The sequence below is a fragment of the Janthinobacterium sp. JC611 genome (assembly GCF_018682595.1).
Lineage (GTDB): Bacteria > Pseudomonadota > Gammaproteobacteria > Burkholderiales > Burkholderiaceae_D > Janthinobacterium.
In genome coordinates this window covers 405,758-427,932 of the sequence record NZ_JAFLJN010000003.1, presented here as the reverse complement: position 1 = coordinate 427,932, position 22,175 = coordinate 405,758, and the positions used below count along the sequence as shown (strand labels likewise).

The window sequence follows — 22,175 nt, the reverse complement described above, 5'->3', positions numbered from 1 at the left end:
GCCATGCTGGGCATGTGTTGCCTGCTTGCCTCTCCCGCTATGGCGCAATTGCCCGCGCCCATCAAGCAAGGCCATCCACGGCTATTTCTTGATCAGGCCAGTTTCGATGTGCTGAAACCGCAATTGCCGAATTTGCCAGCTACATTTCCTGCCGCAGGTGGCAGCATCAGCCTGGAGTTGTTGCCCAAGCGCAAGGATCCGCTCGATAGCGTCAACCAGCAGGTTTTTGGTGAATTCAATGCGAGCCGCAATGCCTTTTTTATCCGCCACGTTGATTCCTACGATAGCCCGGCTGGCGCGATGGGGGAAAGCATCGGTTTCCAGGTCGGTTTCCAGGTCAATGGACTGGCCCAGTATTTGTCTGCCGCCAGGATCGATCTGAAACCCGATGTCTGGTCGCGCATTCAATTGTCATGGAATAGCCAGGCCCATAAAATTGAATTGAGAGTCAATGGTGTTGTCGTGCCCACAGGCTGGCGAACGGTCGACGGCACCGGCGCCACGCCACCTATCGAGTGGCAGGCGGATGGTCAGATAAGCCGGATAGGCATGCGGCGCAATGAAACCATGCGCAATTTCCGTTTGTTCGATGGCGGCGGCCAGGAATTGTGGCAGGCACCGCTGATGGATGCTTCCCTCAACAAGGCCTGGTACAGCTTCCTGGAGCGCGTCAATGGACGGGTGGCCACGCTTCAGGCATGCCCGCTGATTCCGCCGTCCAGCGGCGTGCCGGACCTGTGCAACGTAGCAACTGGCAGTCGCGGCACGATTTATGAAAGTGCGCAGATGCTGGCCATGGCGTACCGCCTGACGGGCAATGCGAAGTATCTGGATGGCGCCCTGAATTACCTCGACAAGTTGCTGGTGACGCCCCCCGTTGCCGGCGGGGAGTGGTCGTCGGGTGGACGGGTGGGGGCCATGGGCATCCTGTACGACTGGCTGTTTGCCGAGACGGGCGCCCGCGCCGTTCCCGACGCCGTGGGCTTTGGCAGCTACCGCGACCTGACGGCGCAGAGAATCAAGGAAACGATCGCCGCCGATACGGGCAAGGGCTATGAAAACCTGTTTGTCTCGATGTGCGGCTACCAGCAGCTATATATCACCAGCACCAGCTTTGATTGCAAGAAAAAGCCCGTGTATGAACAGTGGGACCGCAGCGAATCGAAGCCTTCCATTGCCAATTTCTATATCAGCGGCCATCCGTTTAGCGCTGTCAATAATGTCACGGTGGGCTTGCTGGCCATCGTCGACGAGCATCCGGAAGTATTGCCGATGATCGAAACGTCGTATGCGCACTATGAAAAGGGCTTTCTCGCGGCACGCGCCCGTATTTCGGTCGATGGCGGCCACCATATGGGCTTTGCCTATGGCGTATCGAGCATCCCCGAACGCCTGCTCCTGTGGCGCAGCGCGCTGGAAAGTACGGGGACGGCGCCCCTGATGCAGGCCGACTGGCAAGCCAGGCTGATTTATCCGTATATCTACGGCTTGCGCCATGACGGCAGCTTTCCCGCCAGCGGTGATAATTTCACGACGCCGCTTGGCAGTACATTGATAGGGCAGCTGGCGCTGGGCGCGGTCACGGATACGGCGGACGGCGTGGCCGGGCAGTTTTATCGCGAGCATGTCGTGGCGTCGCGCAGTTCGCCCGATGCCTTGATACTGGAACGGCTGTTGTGGCCCGTTCAACTGCCTGTGGCGCCGCTGGAGTCGCTTGAACTGTCGCGCCATTTCAGGACGTCGGGTCAGGTGTTGATGCGCGATACCTGGGACTATGCGAATGCCACGTTGCTGGAATTTAAATCGACGTCCTTTATTGCGGAAAATCACCAGCACTTCGATCAGAACAGTTTTTCTCTCAATTACAAGGCTCCGCTGCTGCTCGACACCGGCTTGTATGAAGAATATGGCAGCAGCCACTGGTGGAATTACTATACGCGCAGCATTGCCCATAATACGCTGCTGATATTCGATAAAAATGAGCGTTTTACGCGCGGCGACAGGGAGTTTAGCAATGACGGCGGCCAATGGTTCTATGCGCCGAGACAGGGCTATCCGACCATAGAGGAAATCAGCCCTGCGGGAGTCAATGCGCTTGACGGCATCATCCGTTACGAAAATACGCCGCAGTACACCTACACCAGCGGCAACGCAAGCAAGGCCTATGCGTCCAGCAAGCTCGATATGGCCAACGGTTTTGTGCGCAACGTGCTGTTCCTGCGCTCGCCATCGTTCTGGGGCAAGCCGGTCGCCGTCATCTTCGATAGCGTGCGCAGCAAGCAGGCCTTGCCGGCCACCTTCCTGCTGCATACGGCAAATGATCCCGTATCCGGCGCACCGGGCGTGACGGCGTTGGGCAATGGACAGTATCAGCTGGGCTACAACGCGGGCCAGGAGCGCATCGTCACCATTCGCAATGGCGGCGGCATGTTGACGGCACAGACGATCCTGCCGCTCAATGCCAGCGTGCGCAAGGTAGGGGGCGCGCAGGAAGGGGGAAATGGCTGCGCGCAGACCAATCTCGAAACCGGCGAGGTTGCCGGCAACGGTGCCGATTGCCGTTTCACCGTGCGCCGGCGCCAGGCCGATGGCAGTTATCTGTGGCGTAATCAAACGCCGCTGGTCAGCAAGCAGCAATCGTTGACCAGCGATGTCGGCGCCTGGCGCCTGGAAGTGGCGGCTCCCGCAGCACCTGCCCTGAACGCGCCCGAATACTTCCTGCATGTGCTGGCTGTTGCCGACAATGACGGCGGCACGGGGCCAGCCGCTGCGCCGAGTGCCACGCGCCTGTCGGCGGCGGCCAACACGGAGGCGCTGCTGCTGGGCGGACAGTTGCACGCCTTGTTCAATCGCGAAGCGGCTCCCGCTGCCCGCATGGACTGGACTTCGCCGCTGGCTGGCGGCGCCATCCTGGCCACGGGCCTGAAACCTGGCGTCCATTATGCGTTGACGTCGGCGCCGGCGGCAGGCGGCTACGCCCGGAGCCTGCGCGAAACGGCAGATGGCGCAGGTACGCACCTGAGCTCTGATCAGGGCGTACTCAGCATCGAATAGGGCGGCAACCTGCTGATCAGGCCGCCTCTTCCTTCTTCGGCCTGGCCCGCAGGCTGGCCGCCGCCTCGCCGATGGCGAACGGGTCGCGCGACAGGATGGCGGCGCCCAGGTCCACCAGCCTGGCCGCCGCGGCGATGGCCGTCTTGACGTCGGCCACGCGCTTGAGCTGCAGCTTGCCCTTGGCGATGGCGCCTTCGATGTCGCCGCGCGCCTGTTCCGCGCCTTCGGCCGTCAGGTAAATGCCATACGCGCGGAACAGGGCCACCATCTGGTCCAGGTGGTTTTCATATTGCTCCAGCAGCGCGCGCTCGTCCGGCGCCAGCGCTTCGCGTTCGCGGATGCGCAATTCCAGCACCAGGCTTGACGCTTGCGCCAGGCTGTCGGCGATGGCGTAGCTTTGGTCTTTCGTCAGTTCGGTCAGTTGGGCCATGGGATTCTCCGGTGGGCCTGCCATTTACCAGCGGGCGGGGGCATAGAACGCCGCTTGCCGCTGCAGCGTGGCGACGTCGCGTGAAAACTGCGCCAGCTGCCGTTCCAGTTCGGGCGCCTGCAAGTGCTCGAGATTGGTGCGCAGCGCCGCCACGCTCGCTTGCAGCGCGTCGACGGCGGCCACATACGCGGCGACGATTTTTTCCCTTTCCTGCAATTGCCGGCCTTCCAGGTGCAAGCGCGTGCGGATGTAGTTGGCGGCCAGCGGTTCGCGCGGCGCGGCCTTGTCGACGGCGCCGCGCAGCAGGTCCAGGTCGCGCAATTCCTCCTGCAGGCCGGCGCGGTAGCTGCGCTGGGCATACTCCTTGAGCGCATCGCTGACGATATCGACGGCTTCCTGTTCGTCGAGCAGTTCGCGCAAGGCCGATTTCTGCAGGCGCTGCGTGGCCAGGCGGCTCAGGTGTTCGCTCAATTTGACGACCTTGGCCAGCTTATCCGCGTCGAGCAGGGGCGCGCCGCCGCCTGGCTGCGCCAGCCCGCCCAGCGCATCGCCGAGTCCGCCAAACTCCTCCTTGTAGACGGGCAGCTTGTCATCGGCCAGCGCCGCCAGGGTGTGGGCGTAGCGCAGCAGGACGTCGTTCAGGCTGGCGACCGACGCGCTGGCTTGCGCGATGGCGGCGCAATCGGCGCGTGCCGCCTGTTCGCTGGCTTGCGCATCGAAACGCTCCGCCAGGATCAGGCGCTTGCGCATGGCCTTGTCCATGCAGCTGTGCACGCCGCCCTCCAGCATGGGTTCGAAGTGGGTCGACATCTGGTGCGTCTGTTCGGCGAAGGTGCGCACAGGCGCCAGGTCGGTGGCGCAGCCGCCCAGCAACAGGCTGGCGACGGCGCCAAGTAACAGTGGGGCAATGGACGAGTTCGACGGGCGCTGCATAGGGCCTCCATGCGGTGGGAGCGGCTGATTGGACCGGCGCGCACGCGCTGGCATGGCCGACGTTAGCATGCTGGACGGCACCGGTATTGCGCCAGATCAGTTCGCCGTCGCAGTCGCCTGGCGGTCCCGCATCGGCGGCAGGGCTGTTGCCGCATGGCGCAGCTGCGCCAATTTGCGTCATATTTTCCTTACAAAAGACTGACAAGGGGCCAGCAATTGCGTCTTTTCCGCATGTTGCGACGCGTCATATGTAGTTGTTGCTGGTGCATGTTTACTCACCTACAATGATTTATCGATGGGGCGGTTATCCAGCGTACGACTATAAAAATAAGTGGCATTCAAAACGTTGTAGCACAGGAGATGACAATGAATTTGAAACAGAAATTGCTCGTGGCAAGTTTGGTTTTGGGTTTCTCGCAGGCGGCGGTCGCAGCCGACCCCATCAAGATCGGCGTGTCCGGTCCGTTCACGGGCGGTTCCGCGCCGATGGGCGTATCGATGCGCGACGGCGTCAAGCTGGCCGTCGCTGAAATCAATGCCAAGGGTGGCGTACTCGGCCGTTCCCTGCTGCTGATCGAGCGCGATGACGAAGCGAAGAACGAACGCGGCGTGCAGATCGCCCAGGAGCTGATCAACAAGGAAAAGGTCGCCGCCACCGTCGGCTACATCAACACGGGCGTGGCCCTCGCTTCGCAGCGCTTCTACCAGGAAGCGAAAATTCCCGTCATGAACAATGTGGCGACGGGCTCCATCGTCACCAAGCAATTCGCCGACCAGCCGGAAAACTACATCTTCCGCAATGCCGCCAATGACACCATCCAGTCCGGCATGATCGTGCATGAGGCCATCGAGAACCGCAAGTTCAAGAAAGTGGCGATCCTGGCAGACTCCACCAACTATGGCCAGCTGGGCCGCGAAGACCTGGAAAAGGCGCTCGACAAGAAGGGCATCAAGCCCGTCGCCGTTGAAAAATACAACATCAAGGACGTCGACATGACGGCCCAGCTGCTGAAAGCCAAGCAGGCGGGCGCGGAAGTCGTGCTGACCTACGGCATCGGCCCGGAACTGGCGCAGATCGCCAACGGCATGGAAAAACTGGGCTGGAAAGTGCCGCTGATCGGCAGCTGGACCCTGGCCATGGGTAACTTCATCGACAACGCGGGCAAGAACGGCAATGGCACGCGCATGCCGCAAACCTTCATCCAGGATGCCAGCACGCCGAAGCGCAAGGCCTTCATCGACGCCTACGTGGCCGCCTACAAGCCATCGGGCGGCCGCATGCCGTCGGCCGTCTCGGCCGCGCAGGGCTACGACTCCATCTACCTGCTGGCCGCGGCCATCACGCAGGCTGGCGGCACGGACGGCCCGAAGGTGCGCGCCGCGCTGGAAAACCTGAATGAGAAAGTGGAAGGCGCCGTCACCACCTACAACAAGCCGTTCAGCAAGACCAACCATGAAGCCATCACGGCCGACCTGACCGTGTTTGGCGAAGTCAGGGACGGCAAGGTCGTCCTGGCGAAATAAGCCTGGCGGACGCATGCCGCACAGTGGCCAGCCTTGAGGAATCAGGACTGGCCATTTTTTTATCTTCCGTCCTTCGGGGAACACCATGGAAATCTTCCTGCAGCTCGTCTTCAGCGGCATCGCGCTGGGCATGATCTATGCCGTCATCGCCTTCGGCTACCAGCTGACCTTTGCCACTTCCGGCACCCTCAATTTCGGCCAGGGCGAATCCCTGATGCTGGGCGCGCTCGTGGGCCTTTCCCTGGTGGGCACTATCCACGGCGGCCCGTACATGAGCTATCTGCTGATGATCCCCATCGTCATCGTCTTCGGCGCCCTGCAGGGCGTGTTCGTCGAATGGATAGGCGTGCGGCCCGCCATCAAGATCAAGTCCGAATTCGGCTGGATCATGTCGACCATCGCGCTGGCCATCATTTTCAAGAACGTGGCGGAAAACATCTGGGGCAAGGATGACCTGATGTTCCCGTCGCCGCTGTCGGCCGCGCCGTTCCAGGTGTTCGGCGCCAATGTGCAGCAGATGCAGGTGGCCGTCATCGTCGGCGCGCTGGCCATCATGCTGGCCGTGGAAGTGTTCAACCGCAAATCGATCTACGGCAAGGCCGTCGTGGCGACGGCCAACGACCGCGACGCGGCCGGCCTGATGGGCATCAATACGGGCATGGTCATCACTTTTTCCTACGCGCTGTCGTCGGCCACGGCCGCCTTCGCGGGCGTGCTGGTGGCGCCGTTGACACTGACGGGGGCCACCATGGGCGCCTCGCTGGGCTTGAAGGCGTTTGCCGTGGCCATCATCGGCGGCCTGACGTCGGGCGTGGGCGCCATCGTCGGCGGCCTGATCCTGGGCATCGCCGAGACGACCACCGGTTACTACATCTCCACCGGCTACAAGGAAGTGCCAGGCCTGCTGCTCCTGCTGCTGGTGCTGGCCGTCAAGCCGTCCGGCCTGTTCGGCAAAGCCGCGATCAAGAAAGTCTGAGGATCACATGAACAAGAAAATCACCATGCTGGCGCTGAGCGCGGCAGGCCTGGCCGCGCTCGCGCTGTTCCCCATCGTCATTCCGAACCCTTACTATATCCACCTGGCCGAGACCATCCTGATCTACGCCATCCTGCTGTTCGGCCTCGACATCGTCGTCGGCTACACGGGGCAGGTGTCGCTGGGTCACGCGGGCCTGTTCGGCATCGGTTCGTACGCCACGGGCGTGCTGGTGTTCAAGCTGGGCGCGCCGTTCTGGCTGGCCATCCCCGCTAGTATTTTCGGCGCGGCCGTTTTCGGCGCCATCCTGGCCTTGCCGGCCCTGCGCGTGACGGGGCCCTACCTGGCCATGGTGACCCTGGCCTTCGGCACCATCGTGCAAATCCTGATCAATGAAATGAGCTTCCTGACGGAAGGCCCGATGGGCATCAAGATCCACAAGCCCGTCCTGTTCGGCCATAAACTGACGGAAGTGGAGTACTACTACATGGTCGCCGCGCTGCTGGTGATCTCGCTGGTGGTGGTGCACCGCATCCTGAAGTCGAACCTCGGGCGGGCCTTCGAAGCGCTGCGCGACAGTCCCATCGCCTCGGACTGCATGGGCGTGTCCGTCTACCGCTATAAAGTCTATGCCTTCGTCATCAGCGCCGGTTTCGCGGGCCTGGCCGGCAGCCTGTACGCGTATTCGGAAGAGTATATCTCGCCCAATACCTACAACTTCGAGCTGACGATCCTGTTCCTGCTGGCCGTCATCATGGGCGGACGCAAGACGCGCTCGGGCGCCCTGATCGGCGCCCTGATCGTCGTCATGCTGCCCAGCCTCTTGTCGGACATCGAGTTGTTCCGCAAGATCGCCGTGGCCGCCGCCGTGCTGGGCGTGATCGGCTCCGCCTTCATGCTGGCGAAAAAACGATCCACCCTGCGCGGCGTGCTCGTGCCCCTGGTGGCCACCATCGGCCTGGCCGCGTTTTCCTACAGACTGGAGAACATGGTCGACTGGCGGTTGACCATCTTCGGTTTGATGACCCTGTTCGTCGTGTACTACCTGCAGGACGGCATCGTCGGCTTTTTGATGAGCTTTATCGGCAAGGGCCGGCGCCACGTGCAAGCCGTCGCCTCGCACGGCGTGGCGCCGTTTGACCACGCCCAGGGCGGGCAACAGGGTTCGACCCTGCTGCGGGTGGACCAGGCCCTGATGCAGTTCGGCGGCCTGAAGGCGCTGAACCAGGTGGACCTGACCGTCACGCAAGGCTCCGTGCATGGCTTGATCGGGCCGAACGGCTCGGGCAAGAGCACGATGATGAACGTGCTGACGGGGATCTACAAGCCGACGGCGGGCAAGGTGGAGTTTGCCGGCGCCGTGATCTCCGGGCGCACGCCGTCCGAGATCGCGCTGGGCGGCGTGGCGCGCACCTTCCAGAACGTGCAGCTGTTCGGCGAGATGACGGCGACGGAAAACGTGCTGGTCGGCCTGCACAACACGTTTACATCGAACGTGCTGGACGTGATGCTGCACACGCCCCGCTACAGGCGCGAGGAGGCGGCCGCGCGCGAGCGGGCCGCCAGCATCCTCGAATTCGTCGGCCTGGCGGACCTGGCCAACGAAGAGGCGCGCAATCTGCCGTATGGCAAGCAGCGGTTGCTGGAAATCGGCCGCGCGCTGGGTCTCAACCCGCGTTTGCTGTTGCTCGACGAGCCGGCGGCGGGCCTGACGGCGCCCGACATCAAGGAGCTGATGGCCATCATCCGCAAGATCCGCGAGCATGGCATCACCATCATCCTGATCGAGCACCACATGGACGTGGTGATGGCCCTGTCGGACGTGGTGACGGTGCTCGACTTCGGCCAGAAGATCGCCGAAGGCGCGCCCGCGCTTGTCCAGGGCGATCCGAAGGTGATCGAAGCCTACCTGGGCGGCAGCGCCGAAACCCTGGCGCCAGCGGCGCACTGAGAGGAAGACCATGCTGACCATTCATAATCTGCACGCCGCCTACGGCAAAGTCGAAGTCCTGCACGGCATTTCGCTCGACGTCCCGAAGGGCAAGCTGGTGACCCTGATCGGCTCGAACGGCGCCGGCAAGACCACCACCATGCGCGCCATTTCCGGCATGTTGAAACCCAAGTCCGGCAGCGTCACCCTGGGCGGCAAGGACGTCACGGGCCTCGATTCGCACAAGATCGCGCGCGCCGGCCTGGCCCATTCGCCGGAAGGGCGGAGGGTGTTCGCCTCGATGTCGGTGACGGACAATCTGCTGCTGGGCGCCTTCCCCCGCTTTACGCGGGCGCGCCCGAAAGGCGACATCAAGGGCGATCTGGACAAGGCGCTGGAGCTGTTCCCCCGCCTGAAGGAGCGGCGCGACCAGCTGGCCGGCACGCTTTCCGGCGGCGAGCAGCAGATGCTGGCCATGGCCCGCGCCGTGATGCTGAACCCGGAAGTGATCCTGCTGGACGAGCCGTCGATGGGCCTGGCGCCTATCCTGGTGGAGGAAGTCTTCCGCATCATCACGCGATTGAAGGCCGAAGGCGTGACCATGCTGCTGGTCGAGCAATTCGCCGCCGCCGCCCTGAACGTGGCCGATTACGGCTACGTGCTGGAAAACGGCAGCATTTCCGTGCATGGCCCGGCCGAAAGCCTGAAGAACGATCCGAAGGTGATTGCGGCGTATCTGGGGGGCGGGCACTGACGCGGGCTGGCGCATTGTCAAACTTATCACGCTGCGCCCGATGCCCGAGCGCAGCCTGCAAGTGTCAGTGTTTGGTGGGCTTTTCCTGCTGCACCAGAATGAACGGGCTGACGACGACGGCCCACAGGGACGCATCGGCCGCTTGCCAGTCCAGCGCCTGCTGGTCCGAGACCTTGGCCAGCTTGCCGTCGGCCATCCATTGCGTGATGGTGGCCTTGTCGTCGTGCGAGATGCGCACGGCCACTTCGACCAGGTCGAGTTCATTGGCGACCCAGACGACGCTGCCTTGGGCGAAGTGCTTTTCCAGTTCGCTCCAGGCCAGGCGGGCCGTTTCGCTGTTGACTTTGAGGCGCAGTTCGGTGTCTTTTTCAGGATTGGTTTGCATGCGAAATATCAGGTTGCGGTGAGTTGGGTGCCGTTGCGCGCAGGGGCGGAGCTTACAGCGCTTCCACCTGCGGCGTCGGCGTACCCCGCCATGTTAACCGATAGGCGGCGCCTTTGCGAACATTGCCCACGAGGGCGGGGCGGAAGCAGGCCAGGTTGGTGCCGCCAGCGCGCCGCACGCTGGGGAAGATGATGCCCATGGAGCCCGCCTCGAGCAGGATGGCGGCCAGGTCTTGCGAGGCGATGTAGCTGGCCGGGTCGAGGCAGGCCGCATAGCGCTCCTGTCCCCGCAAGTCGTGGAAGCTGGCGGAAAAATCGGCCAGCAGCGACTGGTAGCTGACGCTGTCGTCGAAATGGTCGATTTCCTGGTATTCCACGGTCTTGTGGAAAATGATCTCGGCCAGCGCCGTTTTCATGTCGAAGGCGCAATACCAGGCGCCCCGTTCGCCATCGTTGAAGCGCGCCCCTTCCGGCCGGGCGTAGGTGTAGGCGGCGTTAATGATGCGAAAGTGCGGCACGCCAAAAACCAGCTCGTCCACGCCAATTCCTGGCGCGCCGCCGTACTCGGCCACCAGGCGCGCATTCGTCGCGTTATCGAGTTCAAACAGCTCGCGCAAGTGGTCGTCGTCCTCGGCCAACGGCGCCAGCACGGAATCTTCCATGTCGGCGAAACGCGAGGGAATCAGGCGGCAGGTGTCGATCTGGCGCAAGGCGGCCAGCGGCGGCAGGGCGGTATGCGGGGCGGCAGGCAAGGTCACAGTCCTCCGCGGCGCGCGTCGAGCAGCTTGCGCACCGTCTGCATGGCCAGCAAGCCGCCGGCCAGCATCTGCGACAGGGGCGTGCGGCCGCCGAAGATGGGATTCTTGTTGGGCAAACTCACCCATTCGTCGGCCAGCTTGTCGCCATACAGGATGTGCAAAGCCTTGTAGATGCCCAGCAAATAGGAAATGCGCGTGATGCGGTCCACTTCCAGCACGCGGTCCGGGTGCTTCTTCCACTCGTACCAGGCGCTGCTGGACAGGCCGCCCAGCAATTCGCGCGCATCGTCGTCGCGCAGTTTCCAGGCGGCGGCCAGCTTGAAAAATCCTTTCAATGCCGCCTGCGACAATCGCTCGCGCTCGGCTTTGGCATTCAGGTCCACGAGCACGGCCGGCTCGAAGCGGCTCTTGGGGTAGGCGTAGGCGAGATGCATGGCGTATCCTTCGTTAAAACTCTGTTTGTGGATTATTTATACTCCTTTTATGGATTCGTTGCAAGGTCCGCGCGCATGAAAAACGGGGCGCGCCAGGACAGGAGTCCCGGTGCGCCCCGTTGGCGGGCGGACTGCGCCAGCTTATCTGGCCGTGACGGTCACCGGCACGGTCAGCTGCGCCGACAAGCCGTTATTGTCCAGCGCCACGACCTTCAGCGCATAGCTGCCGGCCACCGGCTGCGGCCAGGTGACCGTGATCGTCATGCCGCTCATGGAGAACTGCATGCCCAGCGGCGCGCCGTTGATCGAGATCCACAGCGCGTTCGCGCCCGGCGCCGTCAGCACGATGCTGCCGCTCATGGCCTTGCCGGCCACGCCCGTCATGGCGGCGGCGCTGATCGTGGGGCCGGCGGCGGCGATTTTCACCGTCGCCACGGCCTGGCCCGTCAAGCCCGTCTTGCTGTCCCTGGCGATGACGGCCACGCTGTAGCTGCCCAGCACGGGGCTGGCCCAGCTGACGACGCCGGCGGCGCTGACGGTCATGCCGGACGGCGCGCCCGACAGGCTGTAGGTGACGGGGTTGGGCGCCACCGTCGTGGCCGTGAACGACAGGGCCACGCCCGGCTTGCCGCTGACGCTGGCGACGGTGACCACGGGTGGCAGCGGGGCGGCGATGGCCACCGTGTAGATGCCTTTGCCGCTCAGGCCAGTCTTGCTGTCCGTGGCCGTCACGGTGACGGCGTAGGTGCCGGCCACGGGCGCGGCCCAGCTCACCAGTCCGGCGCTGCTGATGCTCATGCCGGCCGGCGCGCCGGCGAGCGTGTAGCTGACGGGATTGGCGGCGGTGACGCTGACATTGAATGTCAGCGCCGTGCCAACCTTGCCCGTGATGGCGCCTGCGGCGACGACGGGCGGCGCGACGGGGGCAATCACGATGCTGTACACGCCCTGGCCACTGAGGCCGCTGACGGTATCCCTGGCCACCATGGTCACGGCATACGTGCCCGCGGCGGGGGCGGTCCAGCTGACCACGCCCGTGGCGGCGATGCTCATGCCGGCCGGCGCGCCCAGCATGCTGTAGCTGAGTGGATTCGAGGCGGTGGCCGAGACGGTGAACGACAGCGGCTTGCCGGCCGCGCCGCTGATGCTGGCCGGCGCCACCACGGGGGCGGCCGGGGCGATCTGCGTGCCCGACAGGCTGGCCAGCAGGCTTTTCACGTTGGGCGTGCCCAGGCCGCCCAGCGGATCGTAGCCGACCCTGGCCGTGCACACGCTGCACGTGCCATTGCTGCCGCGCGTGATGTCGGCAAAGCTGCTGGCAAAGGTGCCGGGTACGGTGGCGATCTGGCCGTACAAGATATTGTGCGGCAAGCCGAGCGCCGTCTTCGCTTGCAGCGCGCGGCTGGCGTTGGCGATGGCGACCAGGCCGGCCCATTGCGGGGTGGACAGGCTGGTGCCGCCGATGCTGAGCCAGCTGGCGGTGCTGCTGCCCGGCGTCATCACGGCCGTGTACTGGCCCGTGGCGGGGTCGGCATTGAAGGCCACGTCGGCGACGTTGCGGCGCAGCAGGTTGGTCAGGCCGGGCACGCTGACCGTCTGGTAAGTGGGCAGGGCCGTGTAGGCGCTGATGCCGCCACCGGTGCCGGACCAGGCCGCTTCGCTGCGCACGCCGCTGCCGCTGTAGCTGAGCGTGGTGCCGCCCACGGCCAGCACGTTGGATGACACGGACGGCCATGACACGCCGCTGCCCGAATCGCCCGTGGCGGCCAGGTAGCTCATGTTCTTGCCCGTGAAGGCGCTGTCGACGGAGGCCGTCCAGCTGCCTTCGGCGGCGCCAAAGCTCATCGACACGACGCCAGGCCCCATCAGGTTGGCCAGGCGCACGGCGCCCAGCAGGCTGTTGATGGAGGCGTCGGGCGCCTCGATCAGCACGATGCGCGCCAGCGGCGCTGTGGCGTGCGCCCACTGCACGTCGAGCGCGATTTCCATGGCCCAGCCCGAGTTGTACGCGGGCGCGGTGGCCGTCATGGTGCTCGATGGCGTGTTGTAGACAACGGAAAATTCACAGCCGCTGGCCGGGGCGGGCGGCAATGGCAGGGTGGCATTCGTGGCGATGGCCTTGGTGGTGCAGCCAGGCAAGCCGAATTTCTGGTTGAAGATGGCCAGTTCGGCCGCCGCGTTCGGGTTGTGCATGGCGTCGACGATGTAGATCGTCTGCCCCGCGCCCAGCTGTGCCGCCTGGGTTGGCGTCAGCGCCGTGCCGGCCGCCGGCAGGGCGGGCAAGTCGTAGGCGGCGCGGATTTGCGCGGGAGAATAGGTCGCCACCACGCTGCTGCCGGCCATGGGCGCGGCGCTGTCGCCCGCGCCGCCGTCCAGCAGCGGCGCGATGTTCTGCGCCGTCTGTTCCGCGGCGGCGATGCGTTGCGCCGTCAGGCGGCGCGTGGTCATGTCCCGCATGGCGCCGGGCACGTTCTGCAAGTGCGGCCGCCAGTGGGCCGAACCGCTGCTGTTGGCGCTGTCGCGTCCGTCAGGCGCGTCGAGCAGGGCCGGGGCCGCATGGAACATCGGTTGCGCCACCAGTGCGCCGACGGCGGCGGGGATGACGGGCACCTCGACCGTGAACTGCGTCGCGGCCGTGGCGATGGCGGCGGGCGGCGTCGAAGCCTCCTGGCCGGGGCCGCACGCCCCCAGCAGGAGGGCTGCGGTGGCGCCCAGCAGCAAGCGCCCGTGACGGGGATGCGGGGGAAGGATCTTTTTCATGGCGAAACTCTCCGAGTTGGGCGAGGGCCACATCTCGACAATGCATCCAGGCATGGCGCCGCGCGCTGGCGGTCCCGGCCCTTGCATTGGCAGCCCCGCTGCCGTGGCGCTTGCGCGCGGTAGGCCGGTGGCTTTGCGTCCCCGCCTTTCGACGGGTTTGCCCTCAGAACTGATCATGCATTACTAGGAATTAGCTGATGCGCTATCAATTCTAGTGAATTTACCAAATAAGTGTTAACTATTTTCAATCAACATTTCAAGTTTTGCAATGAAATGTGGCGGATTTGCCTATTCTGGGAAGCAATTTTGTCAGCTTGGTCAGGTATTAAGAACAAGATTGTCAGAGGGGTATCGATGGAGGACAGTGTTTTTTCAGGGTAACGCTGCTTGTATTTTTTAATTTTTAATGAATTTCATGAATTCATCGAATGTGCTGCCTTCAAGCGTCAATCCTCGAACACCATGCCCTGATACGGCGCCGCGCGGCACGCCGCCAGCCGCTGCGCCAGGCTGCCCGCATGGGCTTCCAGCCGGTGGCCGTCCGGGTCGAGGAAATACAGGGAATCGCCGGCGCTGCGGTTTTGCTGCCATTCGGGTACGCCGGCGGCGCGCAGGCAGGCGGCAAAGGCGGCGAAGTCTTCCGGGGAAATGGAAAACGCATAGTGCGTGTAGCCGGGGCTGCCCAGCGCGGCAGTGCCTTCTTCATCCAGCGACAGGCACAGCCACAAATCCCCGGCCGACAGATACGCGCCCCGGTCCCAGCACGCATGCAGGCGCAGGCCCAGGGTGTCGCGGTAAAAAACGACGCTGCGCGCCACGTCGTGCACGGATAGGGTGAGGTGGTTCAGGCCGGTCAGCACGACGGTTTGGCTTTCGTTCAGGTGGAGGGGGATGGCAGCGGCTGCGCGGCGCGGGCCGGCAGCTTGACGACGACCGTGCTGGCCATGAAATCCTGCAGGGCGCGGCGTTTCTTGTTAAATAATAGCACCACGAATTCGCTGTATATCCATAGTTGCGTCAGCGTATCGAGCGTCACAGACCAGCCGGGTTTAGAACGGGCTATGTGGGCGGATATTTGCGTGAAGGTCATTGCAGCGTAGGCGCCTTCATCGATGCGCAAGGTAGTGATAATGCCCGCGATGGCAGCCAGTGTTGTCAGTGTGAGCATTATGGAATAGCGCAGCAGCGCCGCCTGATGCGTCACTGGCGCACCGTCGAGCATGCGCACCCGCAATTTGCACAGCAACTGTCCGGGTGTACCGCCAAAACGGCTGACGAGGTAAACATTGTAGGCAAGGTTGAGCGCCAGACCGGGCAAAAACCAGTACAGCAGGAATGACTGGCTCCAGGGCAGCCCCAGATAAATGATCGGCAGGACCAGCGGCAGCATGATGGCCGTATCGATAAAAAACGCGCCCACGCGGCGCCAGAATCCCCCGTATTCCATGCGATTTCCTCCCAGTCATGGCAACCGGCGGTTGCCTGTATGACTAGATACGCTATTACTTCGGGGGAATGTTGACTATCTGGCGGATGTTTGAGGCAGGGCAACAGCTGCATGCCGCGTGCTCAGGCAGGCTCGGCGTGCTCTACCATCAACTGCACTTTCGTCGTGCCATTGTATTCATTCGCATCGAGCCGGAAGGCCACCCGCGTGCGTTCGCCCAGCGCGTCCGTGTGGCCGAACCAGATGGCGTCGAAGCGCACGCCGTTCTTTTCCAGCAGCAGTTTCAGATGGCGCTCTTTGAGGATGCGCTGGCTGACGACGCGAAATTCGTCGCAGAAGACGGGCGGGGCGAAGCCTTGGCCCCACACTTGCCCATCCATCAGCTCGATGAAGGCCGTCGTGTAATACGCGTCTTCCAGCGGGCCGTCCGTTTCCACCACCCGCTCCAGCTGCTGGGCGCTGAGCCAGGCCTGGCCCACGGCTTCGAAGGCCTGGGAAAACGCGTCGAAGGCGTCGGCGCGGATGGTCAGGCCCGCCGCCATGGCGTGGCCGCCGAACTTGTCGATCAGGCTGGGCGCCCGTTTCGACACGAGGTCGAGCGCGTCGCGCAAGTGGAAGCCGGGAATCGAGCGGCCCGAACCCTTGATCCAGCCATCCGCGCCGGGCGCGAACGTGATGGTCGGGCGATAGAATTTTTCCTTCAGGCGCGAGGCGACGATGCCGATCACGCCCTGGTGCCAGGAGGCGTCGAAGACGCTGATGGTGCTGCTGTTGGCCGGTTCGAACGCATCGAGGTGCAGCAGCGCCGCATCCTGCATTTCCGCTTCGATTTCGCGCCGCTTCAGGTTGATGTCGTTCAGTTGCTGGGCCAGCGCCCAGGCGCGTCCCTCGTCGTCCGTGATGAGGCATTCGATGCCCAGCGACATGTCCTGCAGGCGTCCGGCCGCGTTCAGGCGCGGTCCCAGGGCAAAGCCCAGGTCGAATGGCGTGGCGCTGCGCGCTTCGCGGCCCGCCACGCGGAACAGGGCGGCCACGCCCGCGTGCATATTGCCCTTGCGCATGCGTTTCAAGCCTTGGGCGACGAGGATGCGGTTGTTCGTATCGAGGCGCACGACGTCGGCCACCGTGCCCAGCGCCACCAGGTCGAGCAGGTTGTCCAGCTTGGGCTGCGTCTGCGCATCGAACACGCCGCGGCGGCGCAGCTCCGCGCGCAGGGCCAGCAAGACGTAGAACACGACGCCCACGCCCGCCAGATGTTTGCTGGGAAAACCGCAGGCGGGCTGGTTCGGGTTGACGATGACGGCCGCGTCGGGCAGGGTGTCGGCCGGCAAATGGTGGTCGGTGACGACCACCTGGATGCCGCGCCGGTTGGCCTCGGCCACGCCGTCGATGCTGGCGATGCCGTTGTCGACGGTGATGATGATGTCGGGCGACTTTTCGCGGGCCGTCAGTGCGACGATTTCCGGCGTCAGGCCGTAGCCGTATTCAAAACGGTTGGGCACGATGAAATCGACGTCGGCGCCCATGGCGCGCAAGCCGCGGATGGCCACGGCGCAGGCGGTGGCGCCGTCGCAATCGTAGTCGGCGACGATGACCATACGTTTTTTTGCGGCAATCGCGTCGGCCAGGAAGACGCCGGCCGCGCCGATGTGCAGCAAGCCGGACGGCGGCATCAGGGCCGCCAGTTCGCTCGACAGTTCTTTCGCGTCGGACAGGCCGCGCGAGGCGTACAGCCGGGCCAGCACGGGATGGATGCCGCCCTGGCGCAGCAATTCGGATTCGCGGTAGGGGCAGGGACGGGTGGCGATGCGGGTACGGGTCATGATGCTTTCAACTTGTTCAGGGTAATCGCGCGCCAGAATTTGCGCTGCGCATGCTTGCTGGTGGTGCAGTCCAGCCAGGCGTCGCGGTGGCTGAGCACCAGGCGCAACTGCCCCAGGCGGCCATCCTTGACGGCCGCCAGCAGGGGCGCGAACCAGTGGGCTTCCAGCGCTTGCAGCTGCTGCAGCCACAGGCCCCATTCCTGCGCCTGCGCCGCTTCGGTCAAGCCGCCCAGCACGACGATGGCGTCGGATTGGTCCGCCAGCACACTGTTTGGACCGGCATCGCGCCGCGCCGGTTCCGCCAGCGCGGCCAGCCAGCCGGGCGCGTCCCTGGTATGCAGGCTGGCCGCGCAGCGCGTCGCTTGCGCCGTGGCCACACTGGCGCCCCAGATCCAGAACGAGTTGATGGCTTTCAAGCCCCGCGCTTCGCGCGCCGCGTTGACGCGATGTTCATGCCACAGCATCTGCACTTCGTTCTGCAGGCGCCGCGCGGCGCGCGCGTGCTCGCCTTCCGGCATCCAGACGGACAGGTCCTGCGTGGTGGCGGCGTCCGGCGAGGCGCACTGCAAATCGCTCCAGCCATCGGCGCGCATGAACCAGGTGCCCGCATCGCCATACGACAGGGGCTGGCCGATCTCGTTGAAATAGGGGGCCGCGATGTCGAACAGGGCGCGGCCGTCCGCTTCGCTCAGCTTGAGTTGGCGCAAGTCTTCCAGGCTGACATGGCTGCGGGCGATGGCCAGGTGGGCCGGATGCAGCAGGAAGTAGCGCGCACCGGGTTCCGGCACGAGGCCGTAGCCGCGCATGGCCTGGGCCGCGAAGGCCGCCTGCGCCGCCTCGCCGTTGGGCGCGGGCGACAGGCCCAGCGCGTGCGCCAGCCACGCTTCGTGCGGCAGCAGGCGGTTGGCGTTGTCAAAAGTTTCTAAATTGCAAGTCGAGGTGCGCGACAGCAGCGCCGCCAGGGCGGGCGCCTGCAAGACCTTGAGCAGGTCGGCGGCCAGTTCGGCATTGGGCAAGGCGAAGGGCAGGACGAGGGTAAGTTGATTCATCCCGAGATTGTAGGCGATTGTGGTGCGGGCCGAGAAGGCGCATCTGTTTTCAGGCCCGTGATGGCAACACCGGCGGCGCTGGAAAGACGCAAAAAATTATAAAAATTTTATTGATATTACTGGAAATTAATTTGCTTTTGAAAATATAGCGGATATAATTGCGACAACTTAAATATCGGAAAGACAATCACTCCCTGATGCGTGGTTGCGTCGTCTGGCTCCTGTGTCCCTCGAAACTGTATGCAAGATCTGCCGGCTTCATTTTTTTAACAAGTCTCTTCTTGGAAGCCCATCTATGTATACATTCGCCGCTTTGCGCGGCCAGGCTGATCGCGCCCTGGCCCCCCGTATTTCCGCTCCTGCCGCCGCCGTGGCGTACCGTCAGGAGGCCGCATGACTACCTACAACCTGTCGACCACGGTCCACGTCTGCGAAGACATCAACAAGAATTTCGACATCCGCGACCTGCTGATCCAGGCCGGCTACTCGGTGCAAGGCGAACTGAATATCAAGAATTTCACGGTTTTGTTGCCGGACGATACGGAATCGACGGAGAACACGCCCCTGTTCGGCATGCTCGACGCGGACACCGTGTACGTGCGTCCCGGCGACTGGGCCGCCAACTACAACGGCAGCTTTTCCACCATTCAGGTGACGATCGACAAGGGCAACGGCGACATCGTCCAGCTGAGCCTGCAAGTCATCATTGATCCCGTCAATGACGCGCCCGACGCGGCCGACAAGACCTTCACCCTGGTCGACGGCGCCAGCGTGGTGCTGGGCGAAAGCGATTTCGGCTTCCACGACGACGTCGAGCACGACGGCTTCAAGTCCATCGTCATCACCAATACCACCACGGCGGGCCAGGTCCTGTTGAATGGCGTGGCCGTTGCGGTGGGCACGGAGGTTTCCATCGAGGATATCCGCGCGGGCCACCTGGTCTTCGTGCCGAGCCAGACCGTGGCCGGCGACTTCGACCTCGGTTTCAAGGTGCGCGATGATGGCGGCACGGCCGGCTGCAATGCGCAGGACCTGAGCCTGGCGCCCCATTACCTGACCTTCAAGGTGCCGATGGCCCACCTCGGTGATTTCGTATGGGAAGACAGGAATGCCAACGGCGTGCAGGATGCGGGCGAGGCGGGCATCGCCAACGTCGTCGTGCAACTGAAGGATACGGCCGGCAATGTCGTGGCCACCACGACGACGGACGCCAGCGGCGGCTACCACTTCGACGTCAATCCTGGCACCTACTCGGTCACCGTGGTGGCGCCCGCCGGCTATGTGCCGACGGCGGCGAACCAGGGCGGCGACGCGGGCAAGGACAGCAACATCGATGCCAGCGGCAAGATGGCGCCCGTCACCCTGGCGCCCGGCGAGACCAATGTGAGCCTCGATGCGGGCCTGTACCGCACGGCCGAACTGGGCGACCGGGTCTGGTTCGATAGCAACAAGAACGGCGTGCAGGATGGGGGCGAAGCGGGTGTGGCTGGCGTGAAAGTGACCTTGCTCGATGCGTCGGGCAACGCCGTCGGCAGCCCGCTGCTCACGGATGCGAATGGCAACTACCTGTTCACGAATTTGAAGCCGGGCGCCTACAGCGTGCAGTTCGATAAAACCACCTTGCCAGCCGGCTACGCTTTCACGGGCCAGGACCAGGGCGGCGACGAGCAGCGCGATTCGGACGCGAATGCCGACGGCCGCACGGCGCAAGTGCTGCTGGCCTCGGGCGACAGCAACCACGGCGTGGACGCCGGCATCGTGGCCTTGCCCGCGACCTTGGGCGACCGGGTCTGGCATGACAGCAACATGAATGGCGTGCAGGATGCGGGCGAGTCCGGCATCGGCGGCGTCACCGTGCAGCTGAAGAATGCGGCCGGCAGCGTGATCGGCTCGACCGTGACGGACGCCACCGGCTATTACAACTTCAGCGTCGATCCCGGTACCTATTCCATCGCCGTCGTGGCGCCCGCCGGCTATTTGACGACCGTCAAGGATGCGGGCGGCAACGACGCGCTCGACAGCGACATCAATGCGCTGGGCAACAGCGGCCAGGTGACGGTAGCTGCCGGCCAGAACTACAAGGATCTCGATGCGGGCCTGTACAAGACGGCCTCCATCGGCGACCGCGTGTGGTTCGATGCGAACGGCAACGGCACCCAGGATGCGGGCGAGGCGGGCGTGGGCGGCGTGAAAGTCAACCTGTACAACGCGCAGGGCGCCGTGGTGGCCAGCGCCACCACGGATGCCAGCGGCAATTACCTGTTCAGCAACGTGGTGCCCGGCAATTACTACCTGGGCTTCGTGCCGCCGGCCGGCTACGGCTTCACCAAGGCCGATATCGGCGGTTATGCCACCGATTCGGACGTCAATCCGGCCACCGGCCTGACCACCACTTGGGTCACCCTGAAATCGGGCGACGTGCAGCTGGACTGGGATGCGGGCCTGATCAAGCTCAACACGGCTTCCATCGGCGACCGCGTGTGGGAAGACAATAACTACAACGGCGTGCAGGATGCGGGCGAACTGGGCGTGGCGGGCGTGAAGGTCAACCTGCTCAATGCGTATAACCAGGTCATCGCCACGACGACGACCAATGCCAGCGGCAATTACCTGTTCAGCGAACTGGCGGCCGGCAGCTACAAGGTGGAAGTCATCCGTCCCTCGGGCTTTTACTACACCAAGGCGAATGTCGGCAGCGATACGGCCGATTCCGACGTCGATACGGGCACCGGGCGCTCGGGCCTGATCAACCTGGCCGCGGGCCAAAACGACATGAGCTGGGATGCGGGCATTTACCGCAAGGCCAGCCTGGGCGACAAGGTGTGGCGCGACGCCGACCATGACGGCGTGCAGGACGCCAACGAGGCGGGCATCGCCAACATCAAGGTGCAGCTGTACTCGGGCAGCGGCGTGCTGCTGGCCACCACCTACACGAATGCCTACGGCAATTACCTGTTCAGCAACCTCGATCCGGGCAGTTATTCGCTCAAATTCGACAAGTCGGGCGTGTATCACGCCGGTTACGCCATGGACACGTGGCGCTGGGGCGCGAAGAACGTGGGCACGAACGACAACATCGATTCGGACGTCAACAGCAACGGCACGACGGCCAACGTGGTCTACACGGACATATTGAAACTGGCGTCGGGACAGAACGACATGAGCTGGGATGCGGCCATCACGCCCATCGTGATCGACCTCAACGGTGACGGCGTGCACACGATCGCCCGCGCCGATTTCCACGGCGGCTTCGACTTGCTGGGCACGGGCAGCGCCATCCAGACGGGCTGGGTCTCGGCCCACGACGGCTTGCTGGCCATCGACGGCAATGGCAATGGCAAGATCGATAATATCTCCGAATTGTTCGGCGGCAACGAGAAGGGCACGGGCTTCGCCAAGCTGTCCAGCTATGACTCGAACCACGACGGCGTGGTCGATGCGCGCGATGACAAGTTCGCCGAACTGCGCATCTGGCGCGACGCCAACAGCAACGGCGTGACGGACGACGGCGAGCTGATGTCGCTGCACGACGCGGGCGTGGCCAGCCTGGCGGTCAGCTACACGGAACTGCCATTCCTCGACGCCAACAGCAATTTGCACCTGGAACGCAGCAGCGCCACCTTGGCCGACGGCAAGACGGTCGACATGACGGACGTGTATTTCAACGTCGACGCCAAGGATGCGGCCGCCGCCGGCGTACGCCTGCCCAGCATGGCCGACCTGCTGCGCGACGACAGCACGCTCGACGTGGTGCTGGGCCAGGATGGCGCGGTGACCACCGTCGCCGCCGCCCCTGCGGCCCCGGCCGCCGAAGTCCATGCCCAATCCGAGATGGCCGAAGTCTTGCGCCGCGCCATGGCCCACGCGCATGCCCAGCCCCAGGAAATGGCTGCCTGATGTCCCTTGCCGGCCCGTAATC

At 64.0% G+C, this 22,175-nt stretch carries 17 protein-coding genes and 1 riboswitch; of the genes, 6 read left to right on the top strand and 11 right to left on the bottom strand.

What is annotated here, in order from left to right; genetic code table 11:
- Positions 1-81: 81 nt before the first annotated feature.
- Complete coding sequence (locus tag J0O65_RS04845) at positions 82-408, bottom strand: hypothetical protein (protein WP_215404615.1); 327 nt, start codon at positions 406-408, stop codon at positions 82-84.
- Positions 409-549: 141 nt separating this feature from the next.
- Here J0O65_RS04845 and J0O65_RS04840 point away from each other — a divergent pair, with 141 nt between their 5' ends.
- Positions 550-3,054: a heparinase II/III domain-containing protein gene (locus tag J0O65_RS04840; RefSeq protein ID WP_215404613.1), complete on the top strand. Its 2,505-nt coding sequence runs from the start codon at positions 550-552 to the stop codon at positions 3,052-3,054.
- A 16-nt stretch (positions 3,055-3,070) separates the two neighbouring features.
- Here the strand turns inward: J0O65_RS04840 and J0O65_RS04835 are convergent, their stop codons facing one another.
- The gene (locus tag J0O65_RS04835; RefSeq protein ID WP_215404611.1) at positions 3,071-3,484 is read right to left on the bottom strand and encodes a hypothetical protein; all 414 of its coding nucleotides are present in this window, start codon (positions 3,482-3,484) and stop codon (positions 3,071-3,073) included.
- Between the two features lie 24 nt (positions 3,485-3,508).
- Positions 3,509-4,417 (bottom strand): hypothetical protein, encoded by a 909-nt coding sequence (locus tag J0O65_RS04830; RefSeq protein ID WP_215404609.1) that lies wholly within the window; start codon positions 4,415-4,417, stop codon positions 3,509-3,511.
- Positions 4,418-4,783: 366 nt separating this feature from the next.
- Here J0O65_RS04830 and J0O65_RS04825 point away from each other — a divergent pair, with 366 nt between their 5' ends.
- From J0O65_RS04825 to J0O65_RS04810, 4 genes are all read left to right on the top strand, one after another.
- On the top strand, positions 4,784-5,941 hold the full coding sequence (locus J0O65_RS04825) for an ABC transporter substrate-binding protein (RefSeq protein ID WP_215404607.1): 1,158 nt from the start codon (positions 4,784-4,786) through the stop codon (positions 5,939-5,941).
- Between the two features lie 85 nt (positions 5,942-6,026).
- Positions 6,027-6,917, top strand: a complete 891-nt coding sequence (locus J0O65_RS04820) for a branched-chain amino acid ABC transporter permease (protein ID WP_010398938.1) — start codon at positions 6,027-6,029, stop codon at positions 6,915-6,917.
- 7 nt (positions 6,918-6,924) lie between these two features.
- Positions 6,925-8,868, top strand: a complete 1,944-nt coding sequence (locus J0O65_RS04815) for a branched-chain amino acid ABC transporter ATP-binding protein/permease (RefSeq protein WP_215404605.1) — start codon at positions 6,925-6,927, stop codon at positions 8,866-8,868.
- Between the two features lie 10 nt (positions 8,869-8,878).
- Positions 8,879-9,601, top strand: a complete 723-nt coding sequence (locus tag J0O65_RS04810) for an ABC transporter ATP-binding protein (RefSeq protein WP_215404603.1) — start codon at positions 8,879-8,881, stop codon at positions 9,599-9,601.
- Between the two features lie 64 nt (positions 9,602-9,665).
- Here J0O65_RS04810 and J0O65_RS04805 read toward each other — a convergent pair whose 3' ends face one another.
- The 8 genes from J0O65_RS04805 to J0O65_RS04770 all read right to left on the bottom strand — a co-directional run bounded on the left by J0O65_RS04805 (position 9,666) and on the right by J0O65_RS04770 (position 18,256).
- On the bottom strand, positions 9,666-9,986 hold the full coding sequence (locus J0O65_RS04805; RefSeq protein WP_215404601.1) for a DUF2288 domain-containing protein: 321 nt from the start codon (positions 9,984-9,986) through the stop codon (positions 9,666-9,668).
- Between the two features lie 52 nt (positions 9,987-10,038).
- Positions 10,039-10,737, bottom strand: coding sequence for an RES family NAD+ phosphorylase (locus J0O65_RS04800; RefSeq protein WP_215404599.1), 699 nt, complete (start codon positions 10,735-10,737; stop codon positions 10,039-10,041).
- Between the two features lie 2 nt (positions 10,738-10,739).
- Positions 10,740-11,177 (bottom strand): MbcA/ParS/Xre antitoxin family protein, encoded by a 438-nt coding sequence (locus J0O65_RS04795; protein WP_070219985.1) that lies wholly within the window; start codon positions 11,175-11,177, stop codon positions 10,740-10,742.
- A 141-nt stretch (positions 11,178-11,318) separates the two neighbouring features.
- Positions 11,319-13,937, bottom strand: coding sequence for a S53 family peptidase (locus J0O65_RS04790; RefSeq protein WP_215404597.1), 2,619 nt, complete (start codon positions 13,935-13,937; stop codon positions 11,319-11,321).
- An 85-nt stretch (positions 13,938-14,022) separates the two neighbouring features.
- A riboswitch (cyclic di-GMP riboswitch) is annotated at positions 14,023-14,109 on the bottom strand.
- Positions 14,110-14,383: 274 nt separating this feature from the next.
- On the bottom strand, positions 14,384-14,797 hold the full coding sequence (gene fos, locus J0O65_RS04785) for a fosfomycin resistance glutathione transferase (RefSeq protein WP_215404595.1): 414 nt from the start codon (positions 14,795-14,797) through the stop codon (positions 14,384-14,386).
- A 17-nt stretch (positions 14,798-14,814) separates the two neighbouring features.
- Positions 14,815-15,384 (bottom strand): RDD family protein, encoded by a 570-nt coding sequence (locus tag J0O65_RS04780; RefSeq protein ID WP_215404593.1) that lies wholly within the window; start codon positions 15,382-15,384, stop codon positions 14,815-14,817.
- Positions 15,385-15,506: 122 nt separating this feature from the next.
- Positions 15,507-17,207, bottom strand: a complete 1,701-nt coding sequence (gene recJ / locus J0O65_RS04775; RefSeq protein ID WP_215404591.1) for a single-stranded-DNA-specific exonuclease RecJ — start codon at positions 17,205-17,207, stop codon at positions 15,507-15,509.
- Entirely contained in the window at positions 17,204-18,256 is a 1,053-nt protein-coding gene (locus J0O65_RS04770; RefSeq protein ID WP_215404589.1) for a hypothetical protein, read from the bottom strand. Before J0O65_RS04770 ends, recJ begins: the two co-directional genes overlap by 4 nt.
- Before the next feature lie 393 nt (positions 18,257-18,649).
- Here J0O65_RS04770 and J0O65_RS04765 point away from each other — a divergent pair, with 393 nt between their 5' ends.
- Positions 18,650-22,153, top strand: coding sequence for an SdrD B-like domain-containing protein (locus J0O65_RS04765; RefSeq protein WP_215404587.1), 3,504 nt, complete (start codon positions 18,650-18,652; stop codon positions 22,151-22,153).
- The last annotated feature ends 22 nt before the right edge of the window (positions 22,154-22,175 follow it).